The organism is Aeromonas sp. V90_14 (assembly GCF_029967615.1).
GTDB lineage: Bacteria > Pseudomonadota > Gammaproteobacteria > Enterobacterales > Aeromonadaceae > Aeromonas > Aeromonas hydrophila.
The window spans coordinates 122,578-141,884 of the sequence record NZ_JASCAS010000001.1; the positions used below are offsets into that span (position 1 = coordinate 122,578).

The 19,307-nt window shown below is 61.1% G+C and carries 16 protein-coding genes, 1 tRNA gene and 1 pseudogene; 6 read left to right on the top strand and 12 right to left on the bottom strand.

Features of this window, described 5'->3' with window-relative positions; all coding sequences use genetic code 11:
• Nucleotides 1-2: 2 nt before the first annotated feature.
• Nucleotides 3-1,142, bottom strand: coding sequence for a GGDEF domain-containing protein (locus QLG02_RS00530; protein WP_282464230.1), 1,140 nt, complete (start codon nucleotides 1,140-1,142; stop codon nucleotides 3-5).
• Nucleotides 1,143-1,643: 501 nt separating this feature from the next.
• Here QLG02_RS00530 and QLG02_RS00535 point away from each other — a divergent pair.
• The 3 genes from QLG02_RS00535 to QLG02_RS00545 all read left to right on the top strand — a co-directional run bounded on the left by QLG02_RS00535 (nucleotide 1,644) and on the right by QLG02_RS00545 (nucleotide 4,209).
• Nucleotides 1,644-2,432 carry a transporter substrate-binding domain-containing protein gene (locus QLG02_RS00535; RefSeq protein ID WP_168967060.1) on the top strand — a complete coding sequence of 263 codons (789 nt, stop codon included), beginning with the start codon at nucleotides 1,644-1,646 and terminating at the stop codon, nucleotides 2,430-2,432.
• A 90-nt stretch (nucleotides 2,433-2,522) separates the two neighbouring features.
• Nucleotides 2,523-3,482, top strand: a complete 960-nt coding sequence (locus tag QLG02_RS00540) for an amino acid ABC transporter permease (protein WP_167824962.1) — start codon at nucleotides 2,523-2,525, stop codon at nucleotides 3,480-3,482.
• Nucleotides 3,466-4,209 (top strand): amino acid ABC transporter ATP-binding protein, encoded by a 744-nt coding sequence (locus QLG02_RS00545; RefSeq protein ID WP_124253303.1) that lies wholly within the window; start codon nucleotides 3,466-3,468, stop codon nucleotides 4,207-4,209. Before QLG02_RS00540 ends, QLG02_RS00545 begins: the two co-directional genes overlap by 17 nt.
• Before the next feature lie 72 nt (nucleotides 4,210-4,281).
• Here QLG02_RS00545 and QLG02_RS00550 read toward each other — a convergent pair whose 3' ends face one another.
• A complete protein-coding gene (locus tag QLG02_RS00550) occupies nucleotides 4,282-4,743 on the bottom strand; it encodes a DUF2059 domain-containing protein (protein ID WP_282464231.1) in 462 nt (153 codons plus the stop codon).
• Nucleotides 4,744-4,993: 250 nt separating this feature from the next.
• Nucleotides 4,994-5,748 (bottom strand): annotated as a pseudogene (locus QLG02_RS00555) (ABC transporter substrate-binding protein).
• Nucleotides 5,749-5,977: 229 nt separating this feature from the next.
• Between QLG02_RS00555 and QLG02_RS00560 the strand changes: the two are divergent.
• On the top strand, nucleotides 5,978-6,817 hold the full coding sequence (locus QLG02_RS00560; RefSeq protein ID WP_162516963.1) for a sterol desaturase family protein: 840 nt from the start codon (nucleotides 5,978-5,980) through the stop codon (nucleotides 6,815-6,817).
• Between the two features lie 87 nt (nucleotides 6,818-6,904).
• Here the strand turns inward: QLG02_RS00560 and QLG02_RS00565 are convergent, their stop codons facing one another.
• The 9 genes from QLG02_RS00565 to tadA form a co-directional block, all read right to left on the bottom strand.
• Nucleotides 6,905-8,305 carry a basic amino acid/polyamine antiporter gene (locus QLG02_RS00565; RefSeq protein WP_282464232.1) on the bottom strand — a complete coding sequence of 467 codons (1,401 nt, stop codon included), beginning with the start codon at nucleotides 8,303-8,305 and terminating at the stop codon, nucleotides 6,905-6,907.
• Nucleotides 8,306-8,314: 9 nt separating this feature from the next.
• Nucleotides 8,315-9,217: a homocysteine S-methyltransferase family protein gene (locus tag QLG02_RS00570; protein WP_282464233.1), complete on the bottom strand. Its 903-nt coding sequence runs from the start codon at nucleotides 9,215-9,217 to the stop codon at nucleotides 8,315-8,317.
• 269 nt (nucleotides 9,218-9,486) lie between these two features.
• A complete protein-coding gene (locus QLG02_RS00575; RefSeq protein WP_282464234.1) occupies nucleotides 9,487-10,029 on the bottom strand; it encodes a hypothetical protein in 543 nt (180 codons plus the stop codon).
• Between the two features lie 19 nt (nucleotides 10,030-10,048).
• Nucleotides 10,049-11,368 carry a hemolysin family protein gene (locus QLG02_RS00580; RefSeq protein WP_011706614.1) on the bottom strand — a complete coding sequence of 440 codons (1,320 nt, stop codon included), beginning with the start codon at nucleotides 11,366-11,368 and terminating at the stop codon, nucleotides 10,049-10,051.
• Between the two features lie 192 nt (nucleotides 11,369-11,560).
• Entirely contained in the window at nucleotides 11,561-12,271 is a 711-nt protein-coding gene (gene phoU / locus QLG02_RS00585) for a phosphate signaling complex protein PhoU (protein WP_005334097.1), read from the bottom strand.
• 99 nt (nucleotides 12,272-12,370) lie between these two features.
• On the bottom strand, nucleotides 12,371-13,189 hold the full coding sequence (pstB, locus tag QLG02_RS00590; RefSeq protein ID WP_011706615.1) for a phosphate ABC transporter ATP-binding protein PstB: 819 nt from the start codon (nucleotides 13,187-13,189) through the stop codon (nucleotides 12,371-12,373).
• A gap of 174 nt (nucleotides 13,190-13,363) precedes the next feature.
• Nucleotides 13,364-15,013 carry a phosphate ABC transporter permease PstA gene (gene pstA, locus QLG02_RS00595; protein ID WP_282464235.1) on the bottom strand — a complete coding sequence of 550 codons (1,650 nt, stop codon included), beginning with the start codon at nucleotides 15,011-15,013 and terminating at the stop codon, nucleotides 13,364-13,366.
• Between the two features lie 32 nt (nucleotides 15,014-15,045).
• The gene (locus QLG02_RS00600; protein WP_282464236.1) at nucleotides 15,046-17,283 is read right to left on the bottom strand and encodes an ABC transporter permease subunit; all 2,238 of its coding nucleotides are present in this window, start codon (nucleotides 17,281-17,283) and stop codon (nucleotides 15,046-15,048) included.
• A 206-nt stretch (nucleotides 17,284-17,489) separates the two neighbouring features.
• A complete protein-coding gene (tadA, locus tag QLG02_RS00605) occupies nucleotides 17,490-18,029 on the bottom strand; it encodes a tRNA adenosine(34) deaminase TadA (protein ID WP_077095385.1) in 540 nt (179 codons plus the stop codon).
• 273 nt (nucleotides 18,030-18,302) lie between these two features.
• Here tadA and QLG02_RS00610 point away from each other — a divergent pair.
• Nucleotides 18,303-18,379: transfer RNA gene (locus QLG02_RS00610), tRNA-Pro, on the top strand.
• Between the two features lie 286 nt (nucleotides 18,380-18,665).
• The gene (locus tag QLG02_RS00615) at nucleotides 18,666-18,812 is read left to right on the top strand and encodes a hypothetical protein (protein WP_017409853.1); all 147 of its coding nucleotides are present in this window, start codon (nucleotides 18,666-18,668) and stop codon (nucleotides 18,810-18,812) included.
• The last annotated feature ends 495 nt before the right edge of the window (nucleotides 18,813-19,307 follow it).

Genomic DNA, 19,307 nt, shown 5'->3' on the forward strand with positions numbered 1-19,307 from the left:
GGCTAGGCTTGCGCCAGCCGGCAGACCCGATTCTTGCCCTCCCGCTTGGCCTGATAGAGGGCGCGATCCGCCTGGCTGAACAGGGGGTCGAAGTGCCAGCTGTGCTGGCAGCGCACCAGCCCCATGCTGACGGTGATGCCGATCCCGTGCATGTCCTGCGCCGCCAGAGAGCGGATGATCTGCTCGCAGCGCTGCTGCTGCGCCGTTTCATCCTCCTGCGGCAGCAGCAACACGAACTCCTCGCCGCCAAAGCGACTGGCCACCAGCTCTTGCTGAGCGCCGAGATAGGCCCCCACCGCCGCCAGCACCTTGTCCCCCATCTCATGACCATGGCGATCGTTGATCTGCTTGAAGTCATCGAGATCCAGCACCGCCAGGGCACCGAATTCGGTCATCCGGCGCCGGGCCATCAGCTCCATGAAGCCGCGCCGGTTGAGCAGACCGGTGAGCGGATCGTGGCTCGCCTGCTGGCGCAGGGCCAGTGCCCGGTACTGGGTGCAGAGCAGCAACACCCCGAAGGTGGAGAGGTAACTGCCCATCAGCATGGAGAGGAAGGGCAGCACGTTGACACCGCTCTGATCCATCAAGACTCTGGCATCCCCCTGCAGCAGAAATGCCATGCGCAGCAGGTTGAAGCCATAGAGCAGGATGTTGACCACGGTGAACACCAGTACGGCGGGCAGATAGGCGGGATAGCCGTGCCGCCAGATGAGAAAGACGATCACCGCCCCCAGCACCATGTAGCTCAGGCAAGCCAGCAGCACCCGGGGGGCCATCTGATCGTTGAAGGCAATGCTCCAGCTCAGGATCAGCACATAGATCAGCATGAACCAGCCGCTGGCATGCCAGCTGAGGGGCTGGCCGAAGAAACGCTGCAGCGCCAGCGGCATCAGGGCGATGCAGACGGTGATCAGCAGATTGGCCAGCCAGATCCCCGCCAGACTCGGCATGAAGGCCTGCAGGGTAAAGAGGCTCTGGGCCGCCAGTGCGAACAGACTGGACCACCACCAGTATCCGAGTCCGGGGATCTCCCTGTGGGTCGACCAGATGATGGAGAGAGTGATGAAGCCGAGGCTGTAGCCACCCAGTGCCATGATCATCAGAGTGAATACATCCAGCTTGAGCAGTATTGAGGCGTCCATACCAGTGTCACTAAACGAAGGTAACTGAGTATATTGGAAGCGCAAAACAAGACCCAGTGGTGTCTGACTAAATCCTCAATTAAAAACCATTTAGTGGGCGGCAATCGTACACACTAAATTCATTCGAATCTGTTTTTTGGCGCTTGGCGGCCAGATGAGCAACAATTGACACTACTGATGGCGGGCTGGCTTGTAACAAAATGTGCTGAATACATTTTTGGCTTGAACCCGCCTCATTAGATAGATATGTTGTTTTCGTGTGATTTTATGAGTGCCGCCACGGGGAAAAAGCGCCACTAACCTATTGAGTCATCTGGCACAATCGGAATTTGGTACATTTTTCACTCAGTCGGCAGCAAATAGAATCTCATATGGGGCTTTTGCCTCAATCAAGACAATAATCCTGTCTTGCCCTGTTGCCGGATGCAGCAGTCTCTTGTGCCACGGAGTCGCACGGGATCAGGTTCAAGGCCGAACACACTTTTGACAGAGACGTCACTTATGATCAAAAAACTCATTCTTTCTACCCTGCTGCTGTGCGGGCTGGCCAACGCCGCGCCCACTTCCACCCTGGATGCCGTGCTGGAGCGCGGCGTGCTGCGGGTCGGTTTCGACGCCGGCTATCAACCCTTCGAAATGACCAACAAGCAGGGCCAGTACATCGGCTTTGACGTGGATCTGGCCAAGATGGTCGCCAAGGAGATGGGCGTGAAGGTCGAGTTCGTCAACACCGCCTGGGATGGCATCATTCCGGCCCTCTTGACCGACAAGTTCGACGTCATCATGGGCGGCATGACCGTCACTCCCCAGCGCAACCTGCGCGTCAACTTTGCCGACCCCTACATCGTGGTCGGGCAGACCATCGTCCTGCGCAAGGACAAGGCCGGCGAGATCAAATCCTTCACCGACCTCAACGATCCCAAGTACAAGATCGCGGTCAAGCTCGGCACCACCGGCGAGCAGGCAGTCAAGCGTCTGATCCCGAAAGCCACCCTGCTGCAATTTGAAACCCAGGATGACGCCAAGCTGGAAGTGCTCAACGGCAAGGTCGACGCCTTCGTCTACGACCTGCCCTACAACGCCATCTTCGCCACCCAGAACAAGGGTGCCGTGGTGCACCTCGACAAGCCGTTCACCTTCGAACCGCTGGCCTGGGCCATCCGCAAGGGCGACCAAGACACCCTCAACTGGTTCAACAACTACCTGCGCCAAATCAAGGGCGACGGCAGCTACGACCGCCTCTACCAGAAGTGGTTCGAGTCCACCGCCTGGCTGAACCAGCTCAAGTAACCTCGCAAGGGGCGGCCCGCCGCCCCTTCACGCAGTTCCCCACACAATAACTACAACGAGGTTGCGACAGTGCACAACCCAACAAGACAGATGGAAAAACAACCCAATCAACTGCTCTGGCACGGGATCTTCCTGCTGGTCGTGCTGGCCGCCATCTTTGGCATCTACAAGGCCGTGCAATCGGTGGATTACACCTGGCGCTGGGAGCGGATCCCCCAGTACATCGCCTATCAGGCGGAACAGAAAAACTACGCCGAATTTGACGGTACCGTGGTCGCCGGCACCACCGAAGCCGACAAGGGCAAGCTGTTTTTGCAAAACGATCTCGATCCCAACCAGCGCCAAGCCATCGCCATCAGCGGCGGCCAGGTAGCAGAAGGGGACACCGTCTTTCGTGGCGACACCCTCGACACCCAGCTGAGCTGGACTGCCGGCCCCATCGCCTGGGGCGTCTGGGTCACGGTCAAACTCTCGCTGGTGGCAGGCATCTTCGCCATCCTGCTCGGCACCCTGGCCGGGCTGGCCCGACTCTCCCCCAACCCCGCCCTGCGCAACCTGGCGGTTACCTACGTGGAGCTCATCCGTGGCACCCCGCTGCTGGTGCAGATCTTCATCGTCTACTTCTTCATCGGTACCGTGCTGAACCTCGACCGATTCACCGCCGGGGTGGCGGCACTGGCGGTCTTTACCGGCGCCTACGTGGCGGAAATCGTCCGTGCCGGCATCAGCTCCATCCACAAGGGGCAGATGGAAGCGGGCAGAAGCCTCGGCATGACCTCGGCCCAGACCATGCGCTACGTCATCCTGCCGCAGGCGTTCAAGCGGGTGCTGCCCCCGCTGGCGGGCCAGTTCATCAACCTTATCAAGGACTCCTCGCTGGTCTCTGTCATCTCCATCACCGATCTCACCAAGGCGGGGCGCGAGGTGGTGAGCTCCACCTTCAGCCCGTTCGAGGTGTGGTTCACCGTGGCCCTGCTCTATCTGGTGCTGACTGGCACTCTCTCCTTCCTGGTGCGTCGTCTGGAGGTGAAATATGCGCGCAGCAACTGATCCCATTATCAAAGCCAGTGGTGTAGAGAAGTTCTACGGCACCGAAGTGCACGCCCTCAAAAACGTCAGCACCCAGGTCGCCGAGGGGGAAGTGGTGGTGATCGTCGGCCCCAGTGGCTCCGGCAAGTCCACCTTCCTGCGCACCCTCAACCAGTTGGAGACCATCAACGACGGCAATATCGTGGTGGATGGCATCAGTCTGACCGAGCCGGGGAACGTCAACAAATTGCGGGAGGAGGTGGGCATGGTGTTCCAGTCTTTCAACCTCTTCCCCCATCTGAACGTGCTGGACAACATCTGCCTCGCCCCGCAGAAGGTGCGCGGGCTGTCGCGTCGCGATGCCGAAGACAGAGCCAAAGCCCTGTTGCTCAAAGTCGGTCTGTCAGCCAAGGCCGAGAGCTACCCCTCCCAGCTCTCCGGCGGCCAGCAGCAGCGGGTGGCCATTGCCCGGGCACTCGCCATGCAGCCGCGCATCATGCTGTTTGACGAGCCCACCAGTGCGCTCGACCCCGAGATGGTGGGCGAGGTGCTGGACGTGATGAAGGGGCTGGCCCGCGAGGGGATGACCATGGTGGTGGTGACCCACGAGATGGGCTTTGCCCGCGAGGTGGCAGATCGCGTGCTCTTTATGGAGAGCGGCGAGCTGCTGGTAGACGAGAAGCCGACGGACTTTTTCGACAATCCCCCCTCCCCGCGCCTGCGCCAGTTCCTGAGCCAGGTGCTGTAATAGCGCCGGCGATAAAAAGCAGCAGAGGGAGCCCATGGCTCCCTCTTTTCGTTGATGCCCTGCCGACCATATCTATTTTTTCGCTTTGCGTTTTGCTTCATCCAGCATGGTTTGCAGCGCCGGCATGTTGCGCTCGGCCAGAGATTGGCCCACCAGCGAGCTCTCCTGAAAGATGGCCGGCATGGTATCCAGGGATTTCTTCCCGACCGGACTCTGATAAAAGGCGATCAGCGCCTTGAGCTCAGCCTCGGTGAAATGCTTGCGGTAGATAGCGGCCACTTCGCTACTCATTGCCCCCCAGGAGAGGTAACGGCTCACCCAGGCCTCCAGTACATCGCGGTGCTGGGCCAACTCCTGTGCATGTTCACCGGCGCCCCGGATGATCAGCGGGATCATCTGTGCCTGCATCTGGGCCTGCAGCTGCTCCGCCTGCTGCTCGCTGTTGAGCAGGTTGACCAGTTCCTGAGCAGGATCGGCCCACACACTGCCACTCCACACCAGGGCGATGACAACCCCTCTTTTCACCCACTGCATAACCACCTCACTAATCATATAAAAACAACAGGTTACATTGATTCATCAAACAGACCAGTCGCCAGATGGTGGTGATGCATGCAAGGTCTGTGATGGTCGCCCGGATCTGTGCCGGGGACACCCTGTGGTGCCGCCTTTCCCGCCGCCGTCACCGGTGACCCATCAAAAACAGCAGAGGGACTCTCAGTCCCTCTGCTATTGGCCGAAACCCTGTGTTTATCGGCTGAATCTGACTGGCTCCCTGATCAGTTCAGCGCGGGGACTTTCCCAGATAACGCTCCACGATGAGCCGGATCCCGTCCCGCTTCTTGAGCTCGTAGAGCCGCTTGTCGAACTGCTCGGCAAAGTCCTCCTTGAAGTCGAACTCCCCCTTGCGGCTGTAGCCGAGAAACCCCTGCTCCTTGCTGAGCACCGGCCCCTGCTTGAGCTGGGACATGTCGGCCACCGCCAGCTGATTGCCCTTGATCATGTTGAGCAGCTCATAGAGCAGGGAGAGGCGATCGTTGACGGTACAGTCCACCCGGCCGCGCACTATCTTGAGCAGGTTCTCCCGGTTGCTCTTCACCTCCTCCAACCCGATCTTCTGCTGCTGGACGGCCTGCCAGAAGGAGGCACCACCTATGGTGAAACCGGCATTCATGCCAAAGCGCAGCCCGTAGTAGTCGGCCGGGAATTGCGCCTGCGGGGTATTGACCGCCACCCCGGCGCCGCATCCTCGTCGAGCAGGGGTTGGGAATAGGGCCACATCCAGGGGCGGCTGTCGGGCTGGTAATAGGGCGGGAAGATGGCGAAGGCACTGCCCTGTTCCACCATGCTGAGACCCCGTCGCCAGGGCATGGCCTTGAGCACCACCTCGTACTCATCCATGGAGGCCGTCACGCTGCGCACTATGTCGGCATAGATCCCCTTCACCTCCTCCCCTTCCTGCCAGGAGTAGGGTGGATAGTTGGCATCGGCCAGGATCTCGACCCGGGTCTTGGCCTGCGCCAGCAGGCAAACTCCCATCAACAAACAACACCACAGCCGCATCATCTGCCACTCCAGGGGTAGAAAACCTCATCAAGCATAGTCACTGCGCCATGGTTCAGAGGGCCATCACGCCCTTTCATGGCCATGCGTTTGCGGACTCCCGCCGCCAGCGTCAGATGACGACGGCCATCGGGTGAAAATTGTTAATGAAAGATTAAATTCATCCTTTATGCTGGAGAGCAATTGCTCTGACTGGATACCCGACATGGATGTGCAACTGATCCTGCTCTACCTCTCGCCGCTCTTTCTGGCCTTCATCGGCTGGGAGATGCTCTACCTGCGCAAACATGGCGCCGCCTATCCCACCGCCGGCTACCAGTGGAAGGATCTCTTCGCCAACGCCACCCTGGCGCTGATGCATCAGGGGGGTGACGCGCTGACGGCCATCGCCATCGCCTACCTCTACGACGCCCTCTGGGGCTGGCGGCTGCTGGATATCGATCTCAACTTCTGGAGCCTGTTGCTGCTCTTTTTGTTGCAGGATCTCTGCTACTGGCTGTTCCACTTCGCCAGCCACCACGTGCGTTGGCTCTGGGCCTCCCACGTGGTGCACCACAGCTCGGAGCGGCTCAACCTCTCCACCGCCTTTCGCCAGAGCCTGATGTACCCGGTCTCCGGCATGTGGCTGTTCTGGATCCCGATGATCCTCATCGGCTTCCCGCCCGAGGCGGTGGTCGCCACCGTGCTGCTCAGCCTGGGTTTTCAGTTCTTCGTTCACACCCAGGTGGTGGGCAAGCTCGGCAGGCTGGAGTGGGTTTTCAACACCCCCTCCCACCACAGGGTGCACCACGCCAGCAACGCCAAATACATAGACCGCAACTTCGCCGGGGTGCTCATTATCTGGGACAGGCTGTTTGGCACCTTCGTGGAAGAGGACCCCGCCGAACCGTGTCGCTTCGGCATCACCAAGCCCATCCACAGCTTCAACCCGCTCACCCTCACCTTCCACGAGTGGCGCGACATGCTGCAAGAGGCCCGCGGCCTGCCCTGGCGGCAAAAGCTCGCGGTGCTGTTTGGCAAACCCGCCGGCCCCGCCAGCCGCTAAGTCCTTGCCGCAGTAAAACAAATCCGCATTGCAGCCAAAATGAGAGTGCCCCCTTGGGCGCTCTCTTGCATTGGATCACCACCTCACTCAGACGTGGGCAAAAGACCAGATGGCGGGGATCAGGCTCAGCAGCGTCACCCCGGCCAGCAGCCGCTCGCGCCCGCTGAGTCGCAGCTCGGCCCCCAGCTGGCGGCGGCTGTAGAGAAACAGCAGCAGACCCGGCCCGTAGAGCAGCAAGGAGAGCAGCAGGTACTCCCCCCCGGCGGCGTAGAGCAGCCAGAGGCCGTAACCGCTCGATACCAGCGCTACCGCCCGCATCAGGCCATTACCCTCCCCACGCAAGGAGAGCTTGAGCAGGAACAGACCGATCAACAGGTAGGGCACCAGGATCATCGAGGTGGAGATGAGCAGCAGGTTGGTGTAACCCTTGCCGAGCAGCCACACCAGCAGCAGACAGCCCTGCACCGTCAGGCTGGTGAGCCACAGCGATGCGATGGGGGTGCCGTTGCGGTTCTGGCGCCGGAAGATGGCCGGGAAGGCGCCGTGGCGCGCCGCGCTGAACGGCACCTCGGCCGAGAACAGGGTCCAGCTCACGTAGGAGGCCAGCACCGAGACGATAAGACCGACGCTGATGAGCAGCTTGCCCCAGGAGCCGGTCATCTGGGCCATCAACCCCGCCATGGAGGGGTTGGGCAGGGCCGCGAGCTCGGGGCGGCTCAGGATCCCGAGCGCCAGCACAGAGATGAGCACATAGAGCAGCAGCGCCAGCACCACCCCCAGCACGGTGGCCGTGCCCACATCCCGCTTGTTTCTGGCACGGGCCGACAGCACGGCCGCCCCTTCGATGCCGGTAAAGACCCAGAGGGTGATCAGCATGGTGTTGCGCACCTGCTCGGAGACCGGCACAGCCAGGGTGCTGCCCCCCTGATCCGCCGCGAAGGTGACAGGGTCGAACCAGTAGCAGGCGAACAGGATGAACAGCAGCAGCGGCAGGCTCTTGGCCAGGGTCGCCACCAGATTGAACAGGGCGGCCTGCTGCACGCCACGGGCCACCAGCAGATGCACGGCCCAGAGGATGCAAGATTCGCCGATGAAGGCGGCCAGGGTGTTGCCCTCGCCAAACCAGACCTGCTGCGGGGTGTCGACGAAGCTGCCCAGCGCCGCGAAGGCGATCACCAGATAGCCCACCACGCCGATGGTGGCGCAGAGCCAATAGCCCCAGGCGGAGAAAAAACCCACCAGATCGCCGAAACCGGCGCGGGCATAGCTGTAGATGCCGCCATCGAGATCCGGCCTTAATCGCGACAGATACAGAAAACTCATAGCCAGCGCCAGTATGCCCACCCCGGTGACGCCCCAGCCGATCAGCACGGCGCGCGCGCCAGCCACCTCGGCCATGTTCTGCGGCAGGCTGAAGATCCCCGCCCCTACCATGGAGCTGAACACCAGCGCGGTGAGGGACCAGAGCCCGATCTTGCTCTCTTTCATGGGCTCTCCTTAGCGCAGCCGGCGGCTCAGCGCCTGAATGTGCTCCGGCCCGATGCCGCAGCAACCGCCGATAAGGGAGGCTCCGACCCCGCGCCAGCGCTCGGCCCAGCCAAGGTAATCCAGCGGCCCCAGATCGGTGCGGATCTCGTCCAGCCCGTCGTTGGCGGTGGCCTCCTTGGGCTGGGGCGGGAAGGCGTTGGCATAGGCGCCGAGCCGGATGTCGCTGCGACCCTGCTCTTGCAAAGCGGCACCGGCCACCTTGAGCGCCCCTTCGATCACCTCGGGCTGACAGCAGTTGAACAGGATGGCGTCCACCCCGGCCGATGCCAGCGCGGTAACCGCATCGGCCACTCGCTCGCCGGAGCGCAGGGTTGGCTCGCCGCCCGGCGCCTCGTCCTCCAGGGTGAAGGAGACCCAGAACGGTTTGCCATCCTCGGGCAGCAGGGCCCGGATGGCCAGCGGCTCGGCGATGAGGCTCATGGTCTCCGCCAGCCAGAGATCCACGTGGGGGGAGAGCGCCCGAATAAGCGGGGTCGCCAGCTCGCTCACCCTACCCGCGTCGAACAGGTCGGCGCGGTAGGAACCAAACAGCGGCGGCAAGGAGCCGGCCACCTGCACGCGCCCCGGCTGCTCGTCGGCCACCTCGCGGGCCAGCTGGCCAGCCAGTGCCGCCAGCCCCTCCCCCTCTGCCACAAAACGCGCGTCACCGATATGAAACGGCACCAGCGCATAGCTGTTGGTGGTGATGACCCGGGCCCCGCTCGCCACATAGGCCTGATGCACCTCGCGCACCGTCTCGGGGGCCTCCATCAGGGCCAGCGCCGACCACTCCGGCTGGCGAAACGGCGCCCCCCGCCGTGCCAGCTCGCGTCCCATGCCACCATCCAGTACCCACAAATCCTTTGTATCCATCTCTGTCTCTCTGCGTGTCCCCGTCGTGACGGGTATTTATTGTGTTGAGTCAAAATGAGCCATCAAAACATCTAGACGGCTAGAATGCCTTTTCATCATGACCCAAAGTAGAACAAGAGGCAATCGGGTGCTACGAACAAATCTGAACAAGCTCAGGGAGATAACGGCAAAGGAAGGGAGGTATGGCTGTTGAAGGCTCAACACCAGGATGAGAAACGACAAGAGGCCACCCGAAGGTGGCCTCTTGTGGCAACAGTTGATCTGGCGGCTCAACGCCCGGCCAGTACCCGCTTGGTCTGCTTGACCCAGTCGGACACCCGACCCTGCTGGGGATACCCCTGCCAGATCTGCTCCCACTGGGCGGGGCTGAGCGGGCGGCCCAGTCGGCGCTGCACCCCGGCATAGAGGTAGTCGTGAGCCGTGGTGCGTGCCTGGGCGGAGGTGAGGAACTTGGCCACCGGATCGGTCAGGCGCACGTCCCGCATGCCGAGCAGCGGGTAGTCGCTGTGCACCGCCGCCAGCATGGTCTCGCGCATGGCCGACTCGATGTAGCCGCGGGCAAACAGGGCGGTCACCGACTCGAGCGATCCTTGATCCGGGCCGTGATACTCCTCGTCGAATACCGGACTCGGCTCCACCACGGCGCTTTGCACCACCGCATCCGGGTCCTGCTGCGGCACGACCACGGCCGCCTTGGGGGCAACCGGTTTGGCGACTGTGGTGGCCTTGCGCGGAGCGCTCTGGCTGCAGGCACCGAGTGCCAGGGCGAGCGCCACACAGGCCAGCGCACGGGAATGAGACTGCATCTTCATGATTGCTAACTAGCTCCTTTTACGATTCCTGAGCGGGTTTCTCGGCCGGCGTGGGCTCGACCCGGGTGACCAGCAGCTGGTCAATCTTGTAGCTGTCGATGTCCACCACTTCGAACTTGTAACCGGCGTATTTGACCGAATCGGTTCGCTTGGGGATCTTGCGCAGCATGTACATGATGAAGCCGGCGATGGTTTCATAATTCTGGTTTTCCGGGAACTCCTCGATGTCGAAGGCGCGCATCACGTCGGAGATGGGGGTCACCCCGTCCACCAGCCAGGAGTTCTCGTCCCGCTGCACGATCTGCTCTTCCACCACGTGGGTGGCCCACTCACCCATCACGGTACTCATCAGGTCGTTCATGGTGACGATCCCCACCACCAGGGCGTACTCGTTCATCACCACGGCAAAGTCGCCCCTGTGGTTCTTGAAGTACTCCATCGCCTCGTAGAGGTTGAGGGTGTCGGGGATGATGATGACGTTCTGCACCAGCGAGCCGCTGTTGAGGTCGATGCTCTGGCCGCTGATGACCCGGATCAGCAGCTCCTTGGAGTCGACGAAGCCCTTGATGCTGTCGAGGTTGTGGTCACACACCAGGAACTTGTTGTGGGGGTGTTCGGCAATCTTGGCCTTGATGCTCTCCTCGCCCTCTTGCAGGGTGAAGTAGATGAGGCTCTCGCGCGCGGTCATGGCGGAGGTGACGCCGAGGGACTGCAGCTCGAACACGTTCTCGATGAGCTGGTGCTCCTCGCGCTGGATGACGCCCGCTTCGGCGCCCGCATCCATCACCGCATAGATATCGTCGGAGGTGATCTCGTCGTTGCGCACCATGGAGATGCGCAGCAGGCGGAACAGGCCGTTGGCCATGCCGTTGAACAGCCACACCAGCGGCATCAGCAGGGTGACGCACAGCAACATGGGGCGCACCACCACCACGGCGATCCGCTCCGGCATGGTCATGGCGAGGCGCTTGGGCATCAGATCGGCGATCAGGATGAACATGCCGGTGACGAACACGAAGGAGGCAGCCGAGCTGATCTCGCCAAGCCAGGGCCCCTGATAGAACTCGGAGATGAACTCCTTGATGGCCGGGTTCAGGGCAGACTCGCCCAGGATACCGCCCAGGATGGCGACGGTGTTCAGCCCGATCTGCACCACGGTAAAGAAGTTGCCCGGCTGGGCCTGCAGTGCCAGTACCTTTTCGGCATGGCGGTTGCCCTCATCGGCCATCACCTGCAACTTGATCTTGCGGGAGGCGGCGAGGGAGATCTCGGAGAGAGAGAAGAACACGCTGCCGGCGACCAGCAGCATCAGGAAAAATAAACTATCGGCAAAACTCATGATTAACCTATTGCAACAGCCGCCTTAGCACAAGACGGCAAACTGGGTCCGGGGGACCGGACCGTGAGTCAATCCGGGACTCACACAGGGGGCATATTCTAGCAGAAAAGCGCCAAGCGGGTGGCGATATCTTGCACTGACTGAAAAGGCAACAAAAAAGGCGCTCAAAGCGCCTTTTTATGCATCTCAGACTCACCCTTTCCCCAGCAGGGTGCCCAGATCATCCGCCTTGGTGTGGCGCACGTCCTTGCCCTTGACGTAATAGACGATGTACTCGCAGATGTGCTGGCAGCGATCCCCCACCCGCTCGATGGCCCGCGCCGCCCACAGCACGTTGAGTACCTGCGGTATGGTGCGCGGATCTTCCATCATGTAGGTCATCAGCTCGCGAATGATGGACTCGTATTCGCGGTCCACCTTGTCATCTTCCTTGTAGACCGCCAGCGCCGCGTCCAGATCCATGCGGGCGAAGGCGTCCAACACGTCGTGCAGCATCTTGATGGTGCGGCGCCCCATGTTCTCTAGCGACACCAGCGGCGGCTGCGGCTTGTTGGCGTTGTCGGTCAGCATGCGGGCTATCTTGTCCGCCACATCGCCGATGCGCTCGAGATCGGTGATGGTCTTGATGATGGCCATCACCAGCCGCAGGTCGGAGGCGGTGGGCTGGCGTTTGGCGATGATGCGGGTGCACTCCTCGTCGATCGCCACTTCCATGGCGTTGACCTTGTGGTCGTTGGCGACGATCTTGCGCGCCGCGTCCAGATCCTGATCGTGGATCGCCGCGATGGCGTCGGTCAGCTGCTGCTCCACCAGCCCGCCCATCACCAGCACCTGGTTGCGCACGCTCTCGAGTTCGGCATTGAACTGACCGGAGATGTGTTTGTTGAGGTTCATATTGTCCATACAAATAATCCTTGATGCTCCGAGTATGCCTTAGTCGTTGAACTGACCGGTAATCTGTTTGTTGATGCTCATCTTGCTCATCTCCATCACCAGCATTCCTTAGCCGTAACGACCGGTGATGTAGTCTTCGGTCTTCTTCTTGGCCGGGGTGGTGAAGATGGTGTTGGTGTCCGAGTACTCGATGAGCTCGCCCATGTACATGAAGGCGGTCTGATCCGACACCCGCGCCGCCTGCTGCATGTTGTGGGTCACGATCACCACGGTGAACTGGCTCTTGAGCTCGTTGATCAGCTCCTCGATGGTGAGGGTGGAGATGGGGTCGAGCGCCGAGGTCGGTTCATCCAGCAGCAGCACTTCCGGCTCGATGGCGATGGCACGGGCAATCACCAGTCGCTGCTGCTGACCGCCGGAGAGACCGAAGGCGTTGTCGTGCAGACGATCCTTCACCTCGTCCCACAGGGCCGCGCCGCGCAGGGAGCGCTCGGCCGCCTCGTCCAGGGTGCGGCGGTCGTTGATGCCCTGCAGGCGCAGGCCATAGACCACGTTCTCGTAGATGGACTTGGGGAAGGGGTTGGGGCGCTGGAACACCATGCCCACCTGACGACGCAGGGCGGAGACATCCACGCTCTTGTCGTAGATGTTGTGGCCATGCAGCTGGATTTCCCCCTCGATGCGGCAGATCTCCACCAGGTCGTTCATCCGGTTGATGCAGCGCAGCAGAGTGGACTTGCCGCAGCCGGAGGGGCCGATGAAGGCGGTGACCTGACCCTTGGGGATCTTCATGTTGACGTTGAACAGCGCCTGCTTGTTGCCGTAGTACAGGTTGAGATCCTTCACTTCCAGCGCGGTCTGCTCCGGGCTCAGGTTGAGCAGGTCGGTCGCGGTATGCTGGCTGGATGCGGTCGTTACGTTGATCATCTGTTACCTCAAAATCTGTCGGTGGCGGCGGGCACTCTCATTGCCCGCGGCCGGAACGCTTGGCTGGCAGGGAACCCCGTTCCCTGCCCGTCTCTGTGGTGCTGGTCTATCAATGTTCCAGCGACCGGAATTTCTCGCGCAAGTGGTTGCGGATGCCCATCAGGCTCATCGTCATCAATGTTCCAAAGAACGGAACTTCTCCCGCAGATGGTTGCGGATGCCGATGGCCGTCAGGTTGAGGCCGACGATCACCGTCACCAGCAGGAAGGAGGTGGCGTACACCAGCGGACGCGCCGCCTCGACGTTGGGGCTCTGGAAGCCGACGTCATAGATGTGGAAGCCCAGGTGCATGAACTTGCGCTCCACGTGCAGGTACGGGAAGTTGCCGTCCATCGGCAGGGTCGGTGCCAGTTTCACCACCCCCACCAGCATCAGCGGCGCCACTTCACCGGCCGCACGGGCGATGGCCAGGATGAGGCCGGTCATGATGGCCGGGCTCGCCATCGGCAGCACGATGCGCCACAGGGTCTCGGCCTGGGTGGCCCCCAGTGCCAGCGAGCCCTGGCGGATGGTGCTCGGGATCCGGGCCAGCCCCTCCTCGGTGGAGACGATCACCACCGGCAGAGTCAGAATGGCCAGGGTCAGCGCCGACCAGATGACGCCGGGGGAGCCAAAGGTCGGGCTCGGCAGCGCTTCCGGATAGAACAGCTGGTCCAGCGAACCACCGAGGGTGTAGACGAAGAAGCCCAGACCGAACACGCCGTACACGATGGAGGGCACGCCAGCCAGGTTGATCACCGCGATGCGGATGATCTTGGTCAGGCTGTTCTTGCCCGCGTATTCATGCAGATAGACCGCCGCCACCACGCCGAGCGGGGTCACGATGATCGCCATCAGGAACACCATGAACACGGTGCCGAAGATGGCCGGGAACACCCCGCCCTCGGTGTTGGCCTCGCGCGGATCGTCGGAGACGAACTTGCCGATCTGGTGGAACCAGTAGCCCACCTTGGCCAGCAGACTCATGTCGTTGGGCCACACCACGTCCAGCACCTTGGACATGGGCATGGTCACCAGTTCGCCACGCATGTCCTTGACCGTGATGCTGTCTCTGTCCGCCTGGGCACGCAGGGAGAACAGCTCTTTTTCCAGCACCTGATAACGGTCGTTGAGGGCCTGACGCTCGCTCGCCAGCTGGGCTTTAAGCTGATCGGTCAGCTTGTCGTCCAGCTCGGCCTTGCGCTCTTTCAGACGCAGCCGCTCCAGCTGATAGTTGATGCTGCCGATGTCCCCTTTTTGCAGATCGTCGGCCTGCTCCGAGAGACCATTGGCCCGCGCCAGCACTCGCTGCAGGGCAGGATGCAGGTTCTCGGTCAGCGCCTTGCCATCCTCTTTCACCCCGACGATGTAGCCGTAGAAGTTGCCGTTGGTGGCACGCTCCACCATGGCCAGCTCGGTCGGCAGGCTCTGGGACTTGATGTCGGTCTCCAGTACCCAACGGAAGTCCAGGTCGACGAACTCGCGGTTGCCGGTCTTGACCAGATAGCGGGTCAGCAGCTCGCGCTCTTCCCCCTCCAGCGGCAGGCCGGCGGCCCGCAGCCGCTCTACCGGCACCAGCTCGCGGTCGTTGATTTCGCCGATCAGCACGCTCTTGTTGCCCTGAACGTCTTCCAGTTGCCACTCATAGATGGGATGGGGCCAGAAGTAGACCAGACCACGCCAGCCGATCAGCAGCAGCAGACCCAGTACCGCTACCAGACTCAGGCTGACGGCGCCGCCGGTCATCCAGATCCAGGGGGCCCCCGATTTAAACCACTTACCCATTGTCGATTCCTCGGTCCTTTCAGAGCAGCCCATCACAGAGAGCTGTATTTTTCACGCAACCGCTGACGGATGAACTCGGCCAGGGTATTGAACAAGAAGGTGAACACGAACAGCACGAAGGCAGCGAGGAACAGCACCCGATAGTGCGAGCTGCCCACTTCCGATTCCGGCATCTCCACCGCGATGTTGGCGGCCAGGGTACGCAGCCCCTGGAACATGGAGAAGTCCATGATGGGCGTGTTGCCGGTGGCCATCAGCACTATCATGGTCTCGCCCACGGCGCGGCCAAGGCCCATCATCACCGCCGAGAAGATGCCCGGGCTCGCGGTGAGGATCACCACCCGGCTCAGGGTCTGCCAGGGGGTCGCCCCCAGTGCCAGCGAGCCCTGGGTAAGGTGCTTGGGCACCGAGAAGACCGCGTCTTCGGCGATGGAGAAGATGGTCGGAATGACCGCGAAGCCCATGGCGATGCCCACCACCAGCGAGTTGCGCTGGTCGAACTTGATGCCCATCTCGTGGGTCAGCCAGATGCGCGAGTCACCGTGCATGAAGGCGTTCTCGATAAGCGGACTCACCGCGAAGGCGCCCCAGCCAATCAGCAGCAGCACCGGGATCAGCAAGATGGCGTGCCACCCTTCCGGCAGCCAGGATTTGCCGCGCTCCGGCAGGTAGTTCCAGATCAAGGCGGTCAGCAGCATCCCCATCGGCAGCAGGATCAACAGCAGCACCACGCCGGGCAGCGCCCCCTCGATGATGGGTGCCAACCACAGACCGGCCAGGAAGCCGAGGATAACGGTCGGCAACGCCGCCATGATCTCCACCGTCGGCTTGACGTATTTGCGCAGCCCCGCCGACATGAAATAGGCGGTGTAGATGGCACCGGCGACGCCGAGCGGCACCGCAAACACCATGGCATAGAAGGAGGCTTTGAGGGTACCGAACACCAGCGGCACCAGGCTCAGCTTGGCTTCGAAGTCGTTGCTGGCGGAGGTGGACTGCCACACGTACTGGGGCTCGGGATAGCCTTCATACCACACCTGTTGCCAGAGTGCCGACCAGGTCACCTCGGGGTGCTCGTTCTCCACCGCAAACAGCTTGAAAGCATCACCCTGCTGCATCAGCAGCACGTTGTGACGGGGGGAGATGGCCAGGGCCGACAGGGCGCCGCCCTCCACCTTCTCGCTCAGCAGCTTGGTCTCGCCGGTGGCGTGGAAGAAGCTGACGGTGCCCTCTTTGTCGGCACTGATGAAGCCCTTGCGAAAGTGCTCCGGGGTCAGCTGCGCCACGGCACCATCGCCCTTGAAGTCACGGATCTGGGTGAACTGGCGCTTGCCATCCCGGGCCACTTCGAACCACTGGGAGATAACGCCGTTGTCGTTGCCCACCAGCAGGGAGGAGGCGCCGGAGAGCAGCTCGACTCGGGTCACGTTGGCGTTGGGGGCATTGATTTCCATGACATCGCGCAGGGAGATGTCATTGAGGTTGTGAATGTCGTAGACGGAGAGGCGGTTGCCTTCACGCACGAACAGAATGCGCAGGTTGGGGGTCAGCAGCATCTGATCCACATGGCGCGGCAGGGACGGGATGCTGTAGTTCTGGGCGCTCCACTCGATGTCACCGGAGAGGAAGTTCTCCTCGCCGCTCATCACCGCCATCACGCCACGACCATCGGCGGTCACGGCGGCGGTGGCCATCTTGTCCTTGGTGGCCTCAAACACCATCAGCGTCAGCGCCTTGCCCTGGGGGTCCACCACCACCGGCTCTTCGCCGAAGGGTGACTGCAGGCTGGGCTCGATGACCCGCACGTCGTTGGGATAGGAGACCTTGAAATAGGGCTGCACCACCTGGGCCTTGCCATCGGCGAAACCATAAGCGATGAGCTTCTGGCCTGGCGCGGGAGGGGCGACGGCGGTGATGTCACCCTTCACCTGCCCCTGACCCAGCACCTGGCCCACCTTGACTTTGCCATCCCCCTGGACGGCGAAGAAGTTGACCTGGCCTTTGTCGCTGAAGCGATAGCCAATCTCGTTCTGCTCTTCCACCCCGAGCCAGGCGGTCTTGCCCGCCACGGGCAAGGTAAATGACGCGGTCGGCTCCATCGTGGCGCCATTGAAGATGGGTTTCACCACATAGAGCAGGTAGAAGAAAATGAGCAACAGGGCAACCAGCACCAGAGCACCACCCGTGGTGACCCCGTACTTGGCCAACTTATCCTTGATACGGCGCTTTCTGCTGCCCGCCATACCTAAGTTTATCGATTCCGATGACATGCAAAACCTCAATGTGAGCTAGGCTTGGCGGCATTATATGGCGGTTGCATGACAGTTTTGTTACATCAAGGCCCTCTGGGAAGAGGTTATTTTGAAGGGGGATTCAGACCAGGATCCGCTGGCAGACAGCATTGCCAACCATCTGTTTTACAAGAAGATAAAGGAAAATATAAAGCGCGAAGGCGGCCTCGCCGACTTCGCCGTTCTCAGTCGGCGGGGCCACCGCTTTGTTGCAGTGCCAATCTGGCGGCCTTTTTCTCCGCGCGCCGCCGCCGAAAGAAATCCGACAGCTGGGCCGAGCAGGCATCGGCCAGCACACCGCCGGTCAGTTCGACTCCGTGGTTATGGCGCGGGTCCTGCAAGATCTCGAACACCGAACCCGCTGCGCCGGTCTTGAGATCCCTGGCGCCATAGACTACCCGCTTGACCCGGCTGTGGATGAGGGCACCGGCGCACATGCAGCAGGGCTCCAGAGTGACATAGAGGGTGGTATCGAGCAGACGGTAGTTTTGCAGCCGAACGCCGGCGGCTCGGATCGCCATCACTTCGGCATGGGCACAGGCATCGTGCTCGCTGATGGAGCGGTTCCAGCCCTCCCCTACGATCTCGTCACCCACTACCAGCACGGCCCCGACCGGGATCTCGCCGATCCCCTCCGCCCTTTCGGCCAACGCCATGGCATGGCGCATCCAGCGTTCATCCTGCTCGCGCTGGCTCACTGATTCTGTGACGTCTGATGGTTTCACACCCTGGTTCCTCTCTGTGACGGGTTGCCGGCGATGCACTTGCAGCTTGATTGCCTGTCGACCATTGGCCGCAACCGGGTAGCGCAGCCAAGCAGCATGATGACGGGCTCCCCGGCAATACGGGGCGGCGATTATGCCAAATCTGCGCCACAGCCCCAAGTCGCATCTTGCCTGCACAATAAAGAAGCAGTCAGCATCTCCCTGATAAAAAAGGAGTTGCACCCATTTGCTCAGATCATTAGACTTCCCTCCGTCAGCTCGAACTGACCTCGTCGGTGTGTAGCGCAGCCAGGTAGCGCATCTGCATGGGGTGTAGAGGGTCGGAGGTTCGAATCCTCTCACACCGACCAATTTCCCCGAAAATAGCCCAGTCTCGCGACTGGGCTATTTTTTTGCCTGCTTTATATTTACGCCACCACTGTCGCAGCGCATCAGCCGGCCGTCTGAATGCTCTTCCTGGGTGAGCCTGTCGCAGAGTCACCACACAGTTGTGGTACAAATTTCATTCAGAACCGCTTGAAACCTTTCAAGAGTCCCGCTAGGATACGCAACTTTTCCGCCGGCAGTTCAAACAGGGAGGTGGGAGCGCGGGTGATGGAGTCACCGACCGGCTTGCAATCAATGAGGCAAGCACCCATGACCAAAGCAGTTGACACACAGCCCGAGTACGCCCCCCTGCCCCAACCGGCTACCGAGTCGGCAACCAATCAGTATGCCACCGAACACGGCCCGGTGGTGCGACTCGATGTCGTCGATCTGGCGGCCCCGGACGATGATTACTGAGCCGACGGCGCAGACATGCCGCTCTTGAACTACCGGGAGAAAATGGCAGTGGCACTGGAAATAGCGCCCCGTTTTACCTCCTTTGAGGGCCAGGATGGCCCGCTGATACAAATAACAATAAAATGCTAAATAACTAAACGACAGTAGTCATATCCACTGCTACATCCCCTCCCCGCCCCCAGGCACCTCATCAACCCAAGTGATACAAACCTACGTTATTGCGCCTCACTTTCTCCTCTTCTGCCGACCAGATCCCATTCGACCCCTTTTAGCCTAGATTGTTTTAAACAAACGTTCTTTCCTTAATGTCAGCAGGAGTTATATGCCTGCTGGGTTTACACCTTTCATTTCATACATGTGTTTTTTAGAAGCTTGGAGTTAGGTCGGGATTTGTTTTTGCATTTGTAATTTTATTACGTAATAACTTACATCCATGCATCCCTATTCCCCCTCACCATCCGCCACCGGCAGGGGATGAAAAACAAGAGCATAACC